The organism is Paenarthrobacter sp. 10L420 (assembly GCF_056395385.1).
Genome location: NZ_JBFTJK010000002.1, coordinates 184,813 through 200,104 on the forward strand (window position 1 = coordinate 184,813; position 15,292 = coordinate 200,104).

Genomic DNA, 15,292 nt, shown 5'->3' on the forward strand with positions numbered 1-15,292 from the left:
TGTAGGCTCGAATGCAGACAAGAGTGCCGGCAGCATGGTTAGGCCGGTGGGATGCCTACGGAAGTGAAACCGCTGTGAGTGACAAGAGCCGAAAACCACAAGATCCGGAGACGGACGTCCATGAGGACCCCGACGAGCCGGCCTTTGACTGGATGAAGCCCACCGCGCCGGGTGGTTCTTCTGCTGCTCCCTCAGGCCAGGTCCCGGTTCAGCCGGAGAGCCGCGCTGACCGGAAGGCTGCCGAGTCCGCGGACGTGGAGCCGGAGCCGCCGCTATTCGCTGAGACGGTGGCAGATGCGCCCGCAAGTCGCCAACCCACGCACTATTCCGAACCGTTGCCGACGTCGGCCCTTCAGGTTCGTCCGCCGGAGGACGAGGTTGCCAGGCGCAATGCAGAACGCGAGCAGGCAGCGAAGGTCAAGCCAATGGGCCCCAGGATTTTCCAGGTACTGCTCGCGGTCTTCTTCCCTGTGATCCTCCTGGTGCTGGCTGTCCGGGCAGTGACCAGCCCCCTGTTCCTCTGGGTTGAATACAACCGGCCGGGTTTCCCGGGAGACGGGTACGGGTTCAGCACGGACGATCGCATGACTTATGGCTCCTACGCTGTGGACTACTTGAGCAACTGGTCGGGGCCACGGTATTTGGGTGGCTTGGTCAACCAGGACGGCGCCAAGCTTTTCAAAGACAGCGAAGTCGCGCACATGGCGGACGTGAAGATGGTCATTCTGACATCCTTTGGTGCCGGCCTGTTGCTCATTCTTCTGAGCATCATCGCCATTGCCTACTTGCGTAAGCGCAGTGAAGGTGGCGTTCGGCGTGGGCTCTTCGCCGGCTCCATCGTCACTTTGGTCATCATCATTGGCCTTGCAGTGTTGGCAGCCCTGAGCTGGCAGCAGTTCTTCACCGAGTTCCACCGGATCTTCTTCGCCAATGGCACCTGGACCTTCTCCCTGGAAGACACGCTCATCCGTCTCTTCCCGGGACAGTTCTGGGTGGATGCCGGAATCGTCATTGGAGCGCTCGTGTTCCTGGCGGCGACGGTCACCTTCATCCTCACCTGGCCCACGCGGCGTCGCCGGGGTTTGGACTCAAAGTCAGAAGCCGAAGAAGAAGCATCCTCAACAGAGATCGACGACGACGGCGAGGCGGAAGGTCTCCGTAAGGACACCAACGACACCGTCGCATAACCACCGAGCCGCTACTTTTCGTAAAGCTTTTCCACCAACGACGAGAAGTCCTTAACCACAACGGCCCGCTTCAGCTTCAGCGAGGGCGTCAAGTGCCCCGACTCGACGCTGAGATCTGCAGTGATAAAGCCAAACTTACGGATCGATTCAGCGGACGAAACCAGGGTGTTCGCTTCGTCCACGGCGGACTGAACTGCTGCACGGACGCGCTCGTCCTTCGCGGCTTCACTGGGGGACATGGCGTTACGCTTGTTCTCGGCGCACCAGTCTGCGAGTCCTTCGGGATCCAGTGCCACCAGCGCTGCGACGAACGGCTTGCCGTCGCCCACCACCACGGCCTGTCCCACGAGCCGGTGCTCCCGTAGTTTCTCCTCAAGGGGAGCGGGAGCGACGTTCTTGCCGCCAGCGGTGACCAACAGGTCTTTTTTCCTGCCGGTGATAGTCAGGAACCCGTCGGCGTCGAGCTCGCCCAGGTCTCCTGTGCGGAAGAAGCCGTCCACGAAGGCCTCAGCGGTGGCGGCCTCATTCCGGTGATAGCCCTTGAAGACGCCGATTCCCTTGACCAACACCTCCCCATCCTGTCCCACGCGGATGGTGGTGCCGGGCAACGGTATGCCAACAGTCCCTATTCGGGACATGCTTGGCGTGTTGACGGTGCAGGGCGCAGTGGTTTCGGTCAGGCCATAGCCCTCAAGGACCGGGATTCCCGCGCCGTGGAAGAAGTGGTTCTCCCGGAGGCTGAGGGGGCTGGCTCCAGACACGGTGTAGCCGACGGCCCCGCCGAAGACCTCCCGCACCTTGGGGTAGAGGAGTTTGTTGAATGCCGAGTGCTTGAGACCAAGGAACCAGCCTGGACCGGGCCCCTGCCCGCGGGCGGCGAGGTCCACCGCCGTCGAATATTCGACGGCGGTGGCGGACGCAGCGGCGAACAGTCCGGACTTTCCTGACATGGCGGCTTTGTGTCCGGCCCCGGCGTAGACCTTTTCGAAGATCCGGGGAACTGCGAGCAGGAAGGTGGGTTTGAAAGCTCCCAGGTCCGCCATGAGACCGCTGGCACCGGAGCTATGCCCCAAGGTGACGCCTGCGGTGAGGCAGACCACCTGGACTGCCCTCGCCAGGACATGTGCCAGCGGTAGGAACATCAACGTTCGCGCGCCGTGCTGCATCAGCAGTTCGGGAAGGAACGGGATCACGTTCCGGGCAACCAACACGAAGTTGCCATGGGTGATTTCGCAGCCCTTGGGTTTGCCGGTTGTGCCGGAGGTGTAGACGATCGAGGCGACATCGGACAGGTTGGCGGCGCTGCGCTGGCGCTCAAGTTCGGCATCCATAATGCCAATTCCGACGGCGGCGAGGCTGGTCAGGTTGGGGGCCTCGCCGTCGTGCTCCATACGGATGATCGTCACGGGGTCCTCACCCAAGGCTGTCGAGTTCTCAACCAGGCCGCGAAGAAGGTCTGCCTTGGAGGTGTCCTCCACAAAGATGCGCCGGGCGCCGGAATCGGCAAGGATCCACTCGATCTGGCTTGCCGAAGACGTTTCATAAATGGGCACGGTAACCCCGCCAGCCATCCAGATGGCGAAGTCCACCAAGGTCCATTCGAAACTTGAACGGGACAGCACAGCTACAGGATCGCCGGGGTTGACGCCTCCTGCGATGAGGCCCTTGGCCAGGGCCTGCACGTCCGCGAGGAAGCGCGCAGCGGGAACGTTCAGCCAGCCATTGGCTGTCTTATGGGCGTACAGGTTGCCGAACGGGTCCTTGGCGCATCGTTCCAGAAGGAGGTCGGTCACGTTGGTATTCTCGTCGGCCTCGACCAGAAGCTCCGTGCTTGCCTCCCTCACGATCTTCCTCCTAGATCCACGATGGCATCCACATTCTCATCCGCCATTCCTGGTAGCTGATGACTTCGGCGGTCAGCACAGGATAGAAAAACGCTGTGGCCAGTACGGCCAACACCACAATCAAGCCCACGACGTAAAGTCCGGATCTCCGCCGCCAGGGAGGATCGCTGCTGCGACCCAACACCAGCCCCAGAACGTACGTCAGGGCCAGCACCAGGAACGGTTCAAAGGAAACTGCGTAGAAAATGAACATCGTGCGTTCCGGGTACATGAACCACGGCAGGTATCCGGCCGCGACTCCAGCCAGGATGGCCCCGGCCCGCCAATCCCGCCTGCCGGCCCACCAGAAGAGCAGGATCACCAGGGCTATGGTGCCGCCCCACCACACAATGGGGTTGCCTACGGGCAGGATGGCCGAGGAGCAGGTCTCGGCAATGCAGCCGGCAGTTCCCTGCTTCGGCGATTGGTAATAGAACGAGGTTGGCCTGCCCATGACCAGCCAGGTCCAGGGGCTGGACTCGTAGGGGTGGTCGGCGCTGAGGCCCTGATGGAACTTGTAGGCCTCAAGGTGGTAATGCGCCAGCGAACGCACGGAATTGGGCAGCCAATCCCACCCGGGCGCGGGATTGGTGGCCGCCCACTGGCGGTAGTACGCATCCTTGGAGAGAAACCAGCCGGTCCACGTGGCCACGTAGGTGGCTGCCGCAATCGGGACAATGGTCAGGAAAGCCGGCAGGCCATCCTTCATGAGCGCTGCACTGGGCCAGCTGCGGATCCCGGCGATGCGGCGGGCGCTCATGTCCCAGAAGACAGTCAACAAGCCGAAAGCCGCGACGAAAAACAGCGCAGACCATTTGGTGCCTACGGCCAGGCCGAGGTAAATGCCAGCAACAAGGCGCCACCATCGCATGCCCAGCCAGGGGCCGGCCAACAGTTGCGCGGCGGAAGGCCTGCCATGGGGCGAAGCAGCCGCACGGGCGGCGAGCCTGGATGCAAGGCGACGCCGGCCGTCGTCGCGGTCCAACAACAGCGCGCCAAAGGCGGCAAGGATCCAGAACGCGAGGAAGATGTCCAGCAGGGACGTTCGCGACAACACCAGATGGTGGCCGTCAACCGCGAGCAGCAACCCGGCCACTGCGCCAAGGGTGTGGGAACGGAAGAGCTTCAGCGCGATGAGCGAGAGGAGGAAGACCGTGAGCGTCCCGGTCAAGGCGGCACCGAAGCGCCAGCCGAAAGGATTGTCAGCCCCAAACAACCACATACCAAAGGCGATCATCCATTTCCCGACCGGAGGATGAACTACGTACTCCGGGGTGTTGAGCAGGATTTCGGGATTGCCGGCGTTGAAGGAATCGTTGGCATTGGCAGGCCAGCTGCGTTCATATCCGCTGATGAGGTACGAATACGCGTCTTTGACGTAATAGGTTTCGTCGAACACCAGGCTGTGTGGGACCTCAAGACGGAAGAAGCGCAGGATTCCGCCGATGACGGCGTTAATGGTGGGAATCAACCAGAACCATAAACGCAACGACGGCGGGTAGTCCCGCCAGGTTTGGATCACCCCGATCAACCGCGACTTCAGGGCGTCTTCTGTATAGGCCGTGGTGGGGCTGGCGATCCAGGGGTGGCCTGCCAGCCGGCGTCCCAGAGCCGGTCTGGTGTTCCTGTTGCGGTCGCTAGCAGCGTGCTGTCCGGAAGGAGGGCGCCAGGACTTGCTCGTCTTGGTCATTGTTGTCCTGGTGGTCTCTTCCGCGCCGTTGGTTGCCGCCACGTCCGTGGCTCCGGAACGTAACGCCGAGGCTGCGGGGGTTCCGGAATCGGTGGTGGGAACGGGGGACTGGCTCACCCGCCCATGCTACCTTTCCATTCTTACTGCGGCGTTGAGGTGCGCGCGGCATTAGGCTTGGCAGGTGGAAGAACAGCGCAGCACCCCGGACGAAGCCCCCTTTGACGATGAACCGGCGGTTGATGAACCGGACGCCGGTGCCGCCGCGATCCCAACGGCAGCGAGTGGCAGGATTGTGCTTGCTGCCACTCCAATAGGCAACGTGGGCGATGCATCGTCCCGCTTGATTGAGCTCCTGGCGACCTCGGACATCGTTGCCGCGGAGGACACCCGCCGCCTGCATCGGCTGGTCCAGGCCTTGGGCGTAGAGGTGTCCGGGCGCGTCATCAGCTATCACGAACACAATGAGGTAGCCAAGACCGGTGAACTGCTGGACTATGTGCGGGCCGGCAAAACCATCCTGATGGTCAGCGACGCCGGAATGCCGGCCGTCTCGGACCCTGGCTTCCGCTTGGTGGAAGGCGCTGTAGCGGCTGGCCTGACTGTCACTGCCGTTCCGGGACCTTCCGCCGTGCTGACAGCCCTTGCACTATCCGGGCTGCCCACAGACCGCTTTTGCTTCGAGGGCTTCCTGCCACGGAAGTCGGGGGAGCGGAATTCCCGTCTGGCAGACTTGGCTGACGAGCGCCGCACCATGGTCTTCTTCGAGGCACCGCACCGGCTCGAAGTGATGCTTCGGGCACTGCACGAGCGCTTCGGGGCAGAACGGCGCGTTGCTGTTTGCCGTGAACTGACCAAAACCTATGAGGAAGTGATCCGCGGAACGCTGCGCGAGCTCCTGGAGTGGGCGGAAAACAACGAGGTTCGCGGTGAAATTGCCGTGGTTGTAGGTGGAGCTCCCGAGCAGGCCCCCGGCAAACCGGAAGACCATGTGGCTGCCGTGAACGAGCTGATCTCCCAGGGAATCCGGCTGAAGGAAGCCGTTGCCGCCGTGGCGGATGATGCCCGTGTCAGTAAGCGGGAGCTGTATTCCGCGGTGCTTGCAGCCCGCTGATCCTCCCTGTGCAGATGCACAATTTGGCGAGCGTATGGCAGTGCGTGAAGGCGTAGACACTGCTTCTTGCATGGCAGTACCGTGGCAGTAATTCAAGCCAATTCTGGCAAGGAACCCTAGTGGTGCAACCCTCCAATGCACCCAAGACGAAGGAGTCGCCATGACTGTCACGGTTGAACGCGAAAGCGAACTGCTGGCTTCCGTCCCCACCGGCCTGCTGATCAACGGTCAGTGGCGCCCGGCGGGATCCGGAAAGACCTTTGATGTTGAGGACCCGGCTACGGGCAAGGTCCTGCTCAGCATCTCCGACGCCGGTGCTGAAGACGGTGCCGCCGCCCTCGACGCCGCCGCTGCCGCCCAGGCTGACTGGGCACGCACTGCGCCCCGTGAACGTGGCGAGATACTGCGTCGTGCCTTCGAACTGGTCACCGAGCGCGCCGAGGACTTCGCCCTGCTCATGACCCTCGAAATGGGCAAACCGCTGGCAGAAGCCCGCGGCGAGGTCACGTACGGTGCCGAGTTCCTGCGCTGGTTCTCCGAAGAAGCCGTCCGTGTTTCAGGCCGCTATTCTGCTGCACCGGACGGCAAGAACCGCCTGCTCGTGCAGAAGAAGCCGGTTGGGCCCTGCCTGCTCATCACGCCGTGGAACTTCCCGCTGGCAATGGCAACCCGCAAGGTAGCCCCCGCCGTCGCCGCTGGCTGCACCATGGTGCTCAAGCCCGCAAACCTTACCCCGCTGACCAGCCTGCTCTTCGCCCAGGTCATGCAGGAAGCCGGACTTCCCGCAGGTGTCCTGAACGTCATCCAGACCTCAACTGCCGGTGCTGTCACGGGCCCGTTGATCAAGGATGACCGCCTCCGCAAGATCTCCTTCACGGGCTCCACGCCGGTAGGCCAGGCCCTGATTCGCGAAGCCGCTGACAAGGTCCTGCGCACGTCCATGGAACTGGGCGGCAACGCACCGTTCGTCGTCTTCGAGGACGCCGACCTGGACAAGGCCGTTGAAGGCGCCATCGCCGCCAAGATGCGCAATATGGGCGAGGCCTGCACCGCAGCAAACCGCTTTATCGTGCACGAGTCCATCGCCGACTCCTTCGCTGAGAAGTTCGCAGCGAAGATCGGCTCCCTCACCACGGCACGCGGTACTGACCCGGAGTCCAAGGTTGGTCCGCTAATCGACGGCAAGGCCCGCGATGGTGTTCACGCCCTCGTCACCGAAGCTGTAGCAGGAGGTGCCACAGCAGTGACCGGTGGCGCCGCCGTCGACGGTCCCGGCTACTTCTACCAGCCCACTGTGCTGAAGAACGTCGCCGCCGACTCCCGTATCCTCCAGGAAGAAATCTTCGGACCTGTGGCCCCGATCGTCACGTTCTCCACCGAAGACGACGCCATCCGCCTGGCCAACAACACCGAATACGGCCTGGTTGCCTACGTCTTCACGAAGGACCTCAACCGTGGCCTCCGCGTCAGCGAAAAGCTCGAGACCGGCATGCTCGGCCTCAACGCCGGCGTCATCTCCAACGCCGCTGCACCGTTCGGTGGCGTCAAGCAGTCCGGCCTGGGCCGCGAAGGCGGCTCCGAAGGCATCGAAGAGTACCTCTACACCCAGTACGTAGGTATCGCTGACCCTTACGCCGACTAGGTCCTTGGGTCCCGTCCTCCGCTCTCGCAACAAGAACGGTAGAGACAAGCAAGGGCTCGACGCCGGAACCATAAGTTCCGGAGTCGGGCCCTTTGCTGTTCCCGGGCGAGCCGTTGTGGTGTTTGCGGTCTTAGCGGCGTTGCGGAAGAAGTCCCTTGACTGCGCGGCCGGATCTGGCAATCCCTCGCCCCGTCCGCCGGAACAGGGACCCCACAGCGCGGAAGGGGGCACCGAGTGCGTGGAACCAGCGCCGCATGAGCGACGGCGGCAGCCAGTTGGCGCGGAAGCGAACCAACCAGCTGGTATTGTTCCGCAACGATTCACGAACGACGGCGATCCTGGCCGCCGCCGGCGAGGCGGCCTCCATCGGGCGACCATAACGTTGCCGTTCGAAGTCCGCGGTGAGTGAAGCGACGGCGGCATGAGCGGCGTCGTCGAGACCTCCGGCCTCACCCAGAATGGAACTTGAACGGAGCCGGGCGGAAAAGTGCCTTGGCGTCTCACTGGGCGTGGACGGCACACCATAATCCGTGGCGAGGTCCTGCAACTCTGCCCATGCGAGGGCAGCGGAATCATGGTGACCCCGTGATGCCCGATCCGCTGGTTCCTTGGGATTTAGCCGGCGGCGTCGCAGGATTACCCTGCTCAGCCTCGGCGAGCCAAGGAAAGCCGCGAGCAACAGCACTGACGAAATCGTGGCAATAACCGTTGGCAGGGGGTCACTTGGAGCAGAGCCGGCAGTTTGCGCGTCGCCTCCCGGCAGCGGAACAGTGGTTGGAGGAGGCGTCACTGCGGTGCCTGGAACGTCCTTCTCGTCAGCATTGGTGCTCAGGCCGCCCGGGACTGAGGACTCGGTGGCATACTCCGGAACAACGCCGCGCGATGGGGTCGGCTCAAAGGGTACCCACCCCAGTCCTTCAAAATAGAGCTCGGGCCATGCATGGGCGTCACGGGCGTCTACCTCATACTCCGGGAACGATCCCTGACCTACCAAGGCGACAGTTTCGCCCGTAAGCCGGCCGGGCGCGTATCCCACTGCGATGCGGCTGGGGATGCCCTCCACTCTTGCCATGACCGCCATGGCGGAGGCGAAGTGGACGCAATAGCCGCTCTTGACCGCCAGGAAGTCCGCCAGCACCGACAGCCCGTTGCCGTCATAGCCGTTTTGGACCGGAGCCTGAAGGGAGTACGTGAATTCACTGGAGCGCAAGTATTTCTGGATGGCCAGCGCCTTGGCGTAGTTGTTGCCTGCTGAAGACGTCACTTGCTCCGCAGTCTGGCGCACAATGCTTGGCAGGTTCCCTGGAACGCGGAGGAAATCCTCCGAAATGGACTTTGGCTTACCCGTGGCTTGGGACAGTGCCTGCGCGGTGATCTTGGGTGCGGCCGAGAAGACCACATACCGTTGTGCCAGTGTGCTGGTCTCGGTGCTCATGATGCTCAGGGTGGCTGGATCCCAGGTCCAACGGCCGTTCAGCCCATTAACGGAGACGGGGGCGAACGGTGCCGGCAAGTAGGGGCTGGTGAACAAACCCGCGTTGATGGACGTCACCGCATTCACGACTTCTCCCTGGATGGAGTAGCCCGGCTCTATCCGGTCCACCCCGCTCCGCCTTGACGCGGAGCGGTCATCGGGAGCCCAGGTTTCGCCGTCGAAGTGGTCAATGGTGACGGACCTCAGGTAAGTGGCGGCGCTGGAACTAGTGGAGTACGTGATGCGTCCTGCCCCCGTGGGACTCCGCAGGCTGTTACCCAGGGTGATCATCGGATTCAGGCCATTCGAGGTACCCCAGGGGCTCAGCCGCGAACCTTGCGGGAAGGTGCCGGTTTCAAACCCTGGAATGGCCAATGGAACAACCAACGCCAAACCCAGTGCCAGTGCGCCCGTCACCAGGGAGCGCCTGATCTGGCCGGAACTTCGTGGTGCTCCGGACTGCAGCCTCGCATCAGGCGCGAACCAATGGCTGCAACCAAGAATGAGCAGATATCCCACGGTGGCCCCAACGAAACCTGCGACACCTACGCTTTGCGGCTTGATGGTTGCCGGAACCACCATGACGGCGAGGAGGCCGATTCCACTGGCCGCCGGCATCGATAGCGGCACGGCCAGAGCGTCAATCAGGATCACCAGCAGTCCCAGGCAGGCGCAGGTGACGAAGACAATCCCAGCGTTGGGTGCCACTGGAGCGCTCTCCGACACAACAGTCTCTGCGGCGCGCTTGATGAGCCGGCCTACCGCGGTAAACGTCCCGGTGGTGGGGACAAAGCCCAGGAAGCTGTCCTGCCGGCAGAAAGTGAAACTGAGTATCCCGGCCAAAGCGGCCAAGGAGCCCAACGTGGTAAGCAGAGGCTGGATCCGGAGGGTCCGGAGGATGGCCAGCGTCAGGGCCACAGCCACAACGGTGGTGATCAGGGGCATGAACCAGGCCCAACCCCTGAACACTCCATTCAGTGATAGAGCTGAACCGAGAACGGCCACGGCCACCGAACCGGCCATGATCCACGGGTAGAGGCCGGGCGGCTGGGCTCGCTGTGGGGGAGGAGTGGGGGCGTCTCCGCCGGCCCCCTGTTGCGGTAGGCCTCGCGGGTACGTTGCGGGGGACCCACGATGGGACGTGGCGGTCATCGTGGCACCGCCGCTCCGCGCCGTACGTCCATTGCCGCACTGGCGGCGAGGACTATTCCGCCTTCGTCGAAGCCGGACCAGGCTGCCGTCAGTGGTGTCTTGGACGTGACGGAGACAGCTTTCCAGCCGCCTTGCCTCAAGGTTTCCAGGACATCGTCCTTGTTGCGGGAGTCATGGTTGCGGGAGTCCGGGTTGCGGGACTCGTTATTGCTTTGAGGGTCCGTAACTACTATCGCGAAGGCGTTGGCGCCATAGCCGGCCGCTGGAGCAAGGGCCTTGGCCTCGGCCAGGGTCAGGTTGCCAAGCAAGGCAAGGAGCGGGCCGCGCAAACGATGTGCGGCGAGCTTGTCCATCAGGCGGTCATCGAAGACGGAATCAACGTTTTCCTGGCCCGGTACCTCCGATGCCCCATTTAGACGGTGAACCGTAGAACCAGAGGGTTCAGGGGAGCGCTGTTCATGCTCCGGACTACTTTCTCCCGTGCGGTGGTGTTCAGCCCTGTGGTGGTCAACCCAGTGGTGTTTTGGTCCGCTCAATTCAATGGCGGCCAAGCCTTCGGCAATGGCATGAAGGCCGGCGACGCCACTGAACTCTTCCACGCCCGGGTCCGGTGCCGACGGCGAGCGAATGAAGGCCGGGCTACCGAAGGCGTCCAGGACGCGCAGCGAGTAGTTCCGTTCGGCCAAGTGCGCGCTGATGGACATCGCCGCTGTTACAACCCACTCAAAATTCGGGCTGGTCACGAGGTCGGAGTCGTCGTCGTGCGAGCTGAAAACCGAGCTAGTGCCGGAGGCGAAGGCTGCGAAACGTTGGTCAAGGATGATGGTGGCTTCCGGAGTGGTGACCGATTCCTCCTGGCGGACCATGAGCTGTCCGTGCCGCGCCGTCGCGGGCCAGTGGACGCGGCGCATGGGATCCCCATGCCGGTATTCGCGCGTCATGATGTCGTCGTCGCTGGGGTTCGCCCTGATCCGGGTGGCCGTTACGCCATCGTTCCCACGCGCCCCGGCGAGTCCCGTTACGGGAAGTTCGAGGGCGGCCGGCGTCACAGTGAGGAGGTCGCCGTCGTCGATGGCATGTCGCCGCAACGACAAGCCGAAGGGGTCGCTGAACTCGGCAGTAACAGGACCTATGCGGAACTGTCCCCGCTTGCCGGATCGCAGATGGTATTCGTAGCGGCTGGTGCCGCCTGTTGCAGTCCGCGCCGGGAAGCGGAAAGCCGGCGGATCGCCGAACCGTGGAGGCAATTGTTCCTCCATGATCACGTGGCCAGTGGAGAACGTGGACCGGGCAACAGCCAGGCGAACCGTGGTGGCGGTGGACGTTTCCACGGTGGAGGGATTGAATTCCCGATACACCTGGAACTTGGGTTTCAGCACCCGGACTCCGGCCAGCGCAACCAAGGGAAGTATCAACAAAAATACGGCCAGAGTCAGGAGATCGCGCCTGCCCATAATGTACGCACATACAAGCGAGAGAACCCCGGCGGCGAGCAATCCCCATCCGCGGCTGGTGAACAAATGCTTGGGGAGCCGATCCACGAGTGCCATGCCCGCTGTCTCCTATGCGCTTTGCTTGTCCCTGCGCCACGCGCCAGGCGGCTCCTGGGCGACCGGGAGGGAAGCGAGGATGCCACGCAGGACGGTTTGGGGAGTATCGCCGGAACTCGCAGCCTTCCGGTCCAGGATGATGCGGTGGGCGAGCACCGATTCGACCACGTCCACGACGTCGTCGGGAAGAACAAAATCGCGTCCATCCAAAGCTGCCGTAGCCTTCGCGGCGCGCAGCAACTGCAGCAAGGACCGCGGACTGGCGCCGAGTCGAAGGCGGGCACTTTCACGGGTGGCCCGGCCAATGGCAACCGTGTATTCCTTGATGGCCGTGGACACGTAAACCTGCTGGACGGCTGCAATCATGGCTGCCACATCGGCCGCTGTGACCACCGGGGTTACGTTGATCAAAGGAGAGGACGCCTGATGCGTTTCCAGCATCTCGATCTCGGCATCCCTGTCCGGATAGCCCATGGAAATTCTGGCCATGAAGCGGTCGCGCTGGGCCTCGGGCAGCGGATAGGTGCCCTCCATTTCTATGGGATTCTGCGTTGCCACCACCATGAACGGCAATCCCAGCTGGTACGAGTGCCCGTCCACCGTCACCTGATGCTCTTCCATGCACTCCAGGAGCGCAGACTGGGTCTTGGCCGAGGCGCGGTTGATTTCGTCGCCGATCACGATGTTCGCGAACACGGCACCTGGCCGGAACTCGAACTGCCGCGAAGACTGATTGTAGATGGACACGCCCGTCACATCAGAGGGCAAAAGGTCGGGGGTGAACTGGATACGGGACACTGTGCAGTCCACGGTCCGGGCCAGTGTCTTTGCCAGCAGGGTCTTGCCAACCCCGGGCACATCCTCCAGCAGGAGATGGCCCTGGGCCAGGAGAACCGTCAGTGCAAGCTTTGCTGCGTCTGCCTTGCCATCGATGACCTTGCTGATGGATGCCAGGATGCGCTCGCTGGCATCGTGGAAACGTTCCGCGTCCATGACCTGCGGCTTGTGTCCGTTGAGCGCCGCGGCGTCCCGGGGCAGCGCACTGTACGCCTCGCCCTGAAGTCGGGTAGGTTCAACGGTGACTTGTCGCTTGGACTCCATGGATTGCCCTTCAGCCGTGGCCAACGCCGGTGTCGGCCGTCTGTCCGTTCCAGACTACCCAGACTTTGGCCGTCCCTGACATAGTGCTCCGGGAATTTATGTGCCAACTGGAATTTGTCTCCAAGCATGGGGGACCGCGGTCCGATTAAGGTGGGAGCATGTGCAATTCCCTCGCCCCCGCTCCCTACCGCGCGTCCTCCGGTGCAACAGAAGCATCGGATTCCCGCAAAGAGTACCCGCCAGCCCCGGAACCGCTTCCCGTCCCGGTGATGGACAACCACACACACTTGGACTTCCGCCACGGATTGATCGAAGTCGGTGTTGCGGACGCTATGGATGCCGCCGAGGCTGTTGGTGTCCAGGGGGCGATCCAGGTTGGCTGCGACCTGGAATCGTCGCGCTTCACAGTGCAAGCAGTGGAGGCCGATGCCCGCTTGTTGGGTGCCGTTGCCATCCACCCCAACGACGCACCCGTCTACGCGGGGCGGGGGGAGCTGGAATCGGCGCTGGCAGAGATCGAGGGACTGGCCGGCCACCCGCGGATCCGTGCCATCGGCGAGACAGGATTGGACTTCTTCCGAACCCACGGTGAGTGCCTGACACATCAGCGGTATTCCTTCCGGAGGCACATCGACATCGCCAAGCGGCTTGGCCTCACGCTGCAGATCCACGACCGCGACGCCCACGATGACGTGGTGCAGGTGCTGAACGAGGAAGGCGCCCCTGAGCGGGTGGTTTTCCACTGCTTCTCCGGCGACGAGGAACTGGCCCGCATCTGCAATGACAATGGCTGGTACATGTCTTTTGCGGGGACCATGACGTTCAAGAATGCCGGCAACCTCAGGGCAGCGTTGGCCATTGCGGAGCCCAGCCGGATCCTGGTGGAAACAGATTCGCCATTCCTCACGCCACACCCGTACCGTGGCCGGCCAAATGCGAGCTACATGGTGCCATACACCGTTCGCTCGATGGCGGAAGTGACAGAAGATGACCTTTCAGAACTTTGCGCCAGGCTTGCTCAAAATACCGTAAATGCCTACGGATCGTGGGGCTGAAACGGGGTGTTCGAACCCCTCTGGGACTGACGGCGATGAATACCCGGTATGTAGAATTCTTGGTCCGTTTATAACGGATCGGTTACTGTGTACAACAAGTAGCCGGGGTCGGGGAAGGCCTTCGGACAACTGGCCCGGATCCGTCCGGGCTCTTTAGTTGAATGTATTTGGCGGCGCAGATGCCGGCAGCAGAGGGTGGGACCAGGCTTTTTTGCCTGGCCCCTCAGTTTTGCGGCTGGCATTGTTTTTTGCGCTTTTCCCCGTGCCCGGATGGTCTGAGAGTTATGGGCAATCGTGATCAAGTTCTTCACAACGGATGGCAAGTTCAGCTTTCTCAAAGTCGGTGCCCAGTTGCTGGTTGTTGTAGCACTGGTGGTCGGTGTAGTCGCCTTCGTCGGCAACAACAAGACAATCACCCTGAATGTTGATGGCAAGGTGAGCTCCATCAAGACCTTCGGCGGCACAGTTGACCAGGTGGTCAAAGCAGCCAAGGTCGAGCTGAAGGACGCAGACCGTGTTTCACCGGACCTTGATACCCAGGTGGAAAACGGCTCGGTGGTCAATATCAACCTCGCCAAGGCCGTTTCCATCGAATTGGACGGCGCCCGCAAGACCGTCAACACCAACGCGCCGGACGTCGCCGGCCTGGTGAGTGAACTGGGAGTCGCCAGCTCCTCCGAAATCTCCCAGCCGAAGGACGCCTCCCTGGCTGTTACCGGCTCCTTCGTTTCCATCTCCACGCCCAAGACGATCAGCTTGGTAGCTGACGGCAAGGACACCAGCACCACCACGACGGCGCCCGACGTCGCCACCGTCCTGAAGGACGCCGGAGTCACCTTGGGTGCCAGCGACCGCGTCTCCCAGCCCGGCAACGCACCGGTCATCCAGGACATGGTGATCAAGGTCTCCCGGGTGGACACCAGCAAGACCGCCGACGCCACTGAGGAAGTGCCGTTCGAAAGCGTCAGCACCGATAGTGCCGATCTCTACAAGGGCGACGAAAAAGTGACCCAAAAGGGCGTTGCAGGTTCCGTTGTGAAGACGTTCAAGCTGGTCCTGGTGGATGGCCGCGAAGCTTCCCGCACCCTCGTATCCAGCAACGTCACCACTCAGCCCGTCACCGAAAAGATCGCGGTCGGAACCAAGGCCCGCCCGGTCGCTGCCAAGGCTGCCACGTCCAGTGGGCCCACCGGAGCCCCGAACGAAGCCATGTGGGACAGGATCGCCCAGTGCGAGTCCGGCGGAAACTGGTCCATCAACTCCGGCAACGGTTACTACGGCGGACTCCAGTTCTCCAGCCCCACCTGGTTGGCCAATGGCGGCGGCGCGTACGCCCCCACCGCCAACCTTGCCACCAAGGCACAGCAGATCGATATCGCCAACCGCCTCTACGCCAGGAACGGCCTCAGCGACTGGGGCTGCGCGCACGCAGCCTGACCCCGCACAG

General features: G+C 62.7%; 10 protein-coding genes. 5 read left to right on the forward strand and 5 right to left on the reverse strand.

All coding sequences use genetic code 11. The annotated features are described in order from the left end of the window. Nucleotides 1–74: 74 nt before the first annotated feature. Nucleotides 75–1,187: a TIGR01906 family membrane protein gene (locus AC1DD5_RS06110; protein WP_477520870.1), complete on the forward strand. Its 1,113-nt coding sequence runs from the start codon at nucleotides 75–77 to the stop codon at nucleotides 1,185–1,187. Between the two features lie 11 nt (nucleotides 1,188–1,198). On the opposite strand, the gene AC1DD5_RS06115 is transcribed toward AC1DD5_RS06110, so the two are convergent. After that, complete coding sequence (locus AC1DD5_RS06115) at nucleotides 1,199–3,031, reverse strand: AMP-dependent synthetase/ligase (RefSeq protein WP_477520871.1); 1,833 nt, start codon at nucleotides 3,029–3,031, stop codon at nucleotides 1,199–1,201. Between the two features lie 10 nt (nucleotides 3,032–3,041). Next, nucleotides 3,042–4,760: a dolichyl-phosphate-mannose--protein mannosyltransferase gene (locus tag AC1DD5_RS06120; protein WP_477520955.1), complete on the reverse strand. Its 1,719-nt coding sequence runs from the start codon at nucleotides 4,758–4,760 to the stop codon at nucleotides 3,042–3,044. Nucleotides 4,761–5,025: 265 nt separating this feature from the next. Between AC1DD5_RS06120 and rsmI the strand changes: the two genes are divergently transcribed. Beyond that, on the forward strand, nucleotides 5,026–5,871 hold the full coding sequence (gene rsmI / locus AC1DD5_RS06125; protein WP_442016821.1) for a 16S rRNA (cytidine(1402)-2'-O)-methyltransferase: 846 nt from the start codon (nucleotides 5,026–5,028) through the stop codon (nucleotides 5,869–5,871). Between the two features lie 160 nt (nucleotides 5,872–6,031). Continuing rightward, nucleotides 6,032–7,513 (forward strand): NAD-dependent succinate-semialdehyde dehydrogenase, encoded by a 1,482-nt coding sequence (locus tag AC1DD5_RS06130; protein WP_477520872.1) that lies wholly within the window; start codon nucleotides 6,032–6,034, stop codon nucleotides 7,511–7,513. A gap of 130 nt (nucleotides 7,514–7,643) precedes the next feature. Here the strand turns inward: AC1DD5_RS06130 and AC1DD5_RS06135 are convergent, their stop codons facing one another. Genes AC1DD5_RS06135 through AC1DD5_RS06145 form a run of 3 tightly spaced genes read right to left on the reverse strand, consistent with a single transcriptional unit; the run spans nucleotide 7,644 to nucleotide 12,790 of the window. After that, on the reverse strand, nucleotides 7,644–10,139 hold the full coding sequence (locus tag AC1DD5_RS06135) for a transglutaminase TgpA family protein (protein ID WP_477520873.1): 2,496 nt from the start codon (nucleotides 10,137–10,139) through the stop codon (nucleotides 7,644–7,646). Beyond that, nucleotides 10,136–11,689: a DUF58 domain-containing protein gene (locus AC1DD5_RS06140; protein WP_477520874.1), complete on the reverse strand. Its 1,554-nt coding sequence runs from the start codon at nucleotides 11,687–11,689 to the stop codon at nucleotides 10,136–10,138. The genes AC1DD5_RS06135 and AC1DD5_RS06140 overlap by 4 nt, the downstream gene beginning before the upstream one ends. 12 nt (nucleotides 11,690–11,701) lie before the next feature. Next, nucleotides 11,702–12,790 (reverse strand): AAA family ATPase, encoded by a 1,089-nt coding sequence (locus AC1DD5_RS06145; RefSeq protein WP_477520875.1) that lies wholly within the window; start codon nucleotides 12,788–12,790, stop codon nucleotides 11,702–11,704. Nucleotides 12,791–12,948: 158 nt separating this feature from the next. On the opposite strand from AC1DD5_RS06145, the gene AC1DD5_RS06150 reads away from it, so the two are divergent. Then, the gene (locus AC1DD5_RS06150; protein ID WP_477520876.1) at nucleotides 12,949–13,845 is read left to right on the forward strand and encodes a TatD family hydrolase; all 897 of its coding nucleotides are present in this window, start codon (nucleotides 12,949–12,951) and stop codon (nucleotides 13,843–13,845) included. Between the two features lie 294 nt (nucleotides 13,846–14,139). Beyond that, nucleotides 14,140–15,282 carry a transglycosylase family protein gene (locus AC1DD5_RS06155; RefSeq protein ID WP_477520877.1) on the forward strand — a complete coding sequence of 381 codons (1,143 nt, stop codon included), beginning with the start codon at nucleotides 14,140–14,142 and terminating at the stop codon, nucleotides 15,280–15,282. Nucleotides 15,283–15,292: the final 10 nt, after the last annotated feature.

Excerpts from the sequence above, each read along its gene's own strand:
- AC1DD5_RS06135 (WP_477520873.1), bottom strand. The coding sequence starts at position 10,139 with ATGACCGCCACGTCCCATCGTGGGTCCCCCGCAACGTACCCGCGAGGC.
- AC1DD5_RS06140 (WP_477520874.1), bottom strand. The coding sequence starts at position 11,689 with ATGGCACTCGTGGATCGGCTCCCCAAGCATTTGTTCACCAGCCGCGGA.
- AC1DD5_RS06150 (WP_477520876.1), top strand. The coding sequence starts at position 12,949 with ATGTGCAATTCCCTCGCCCCCGCTCCCTACCGCGCGTCCTCCGGTGCA.
- AC1DD5_RS06145 (WP_477520875.1), bottom strand. The coding sequence starts at position 12,790 with ATGGAGTCCAAGCGACAAGTCACCGTTGAACCTACCCGACTTCAGGGC.
- AC1DD5_RS06130 (WP_477520872.1), top strand. The coding sequence starts at position 6,032 with ATGACTGTCACGGTTGAACGCGAAAGCGAACTGCTGGCTTCCGTCCCC.
- AC1DD5_RS06120 (WP_477520955.1), bottom strand. The coding sequence starts at position 4,760 with ATGACCAAGACGAGCAAGTCCTGGCGCCCTCCTTCCGGACAGCACGCT.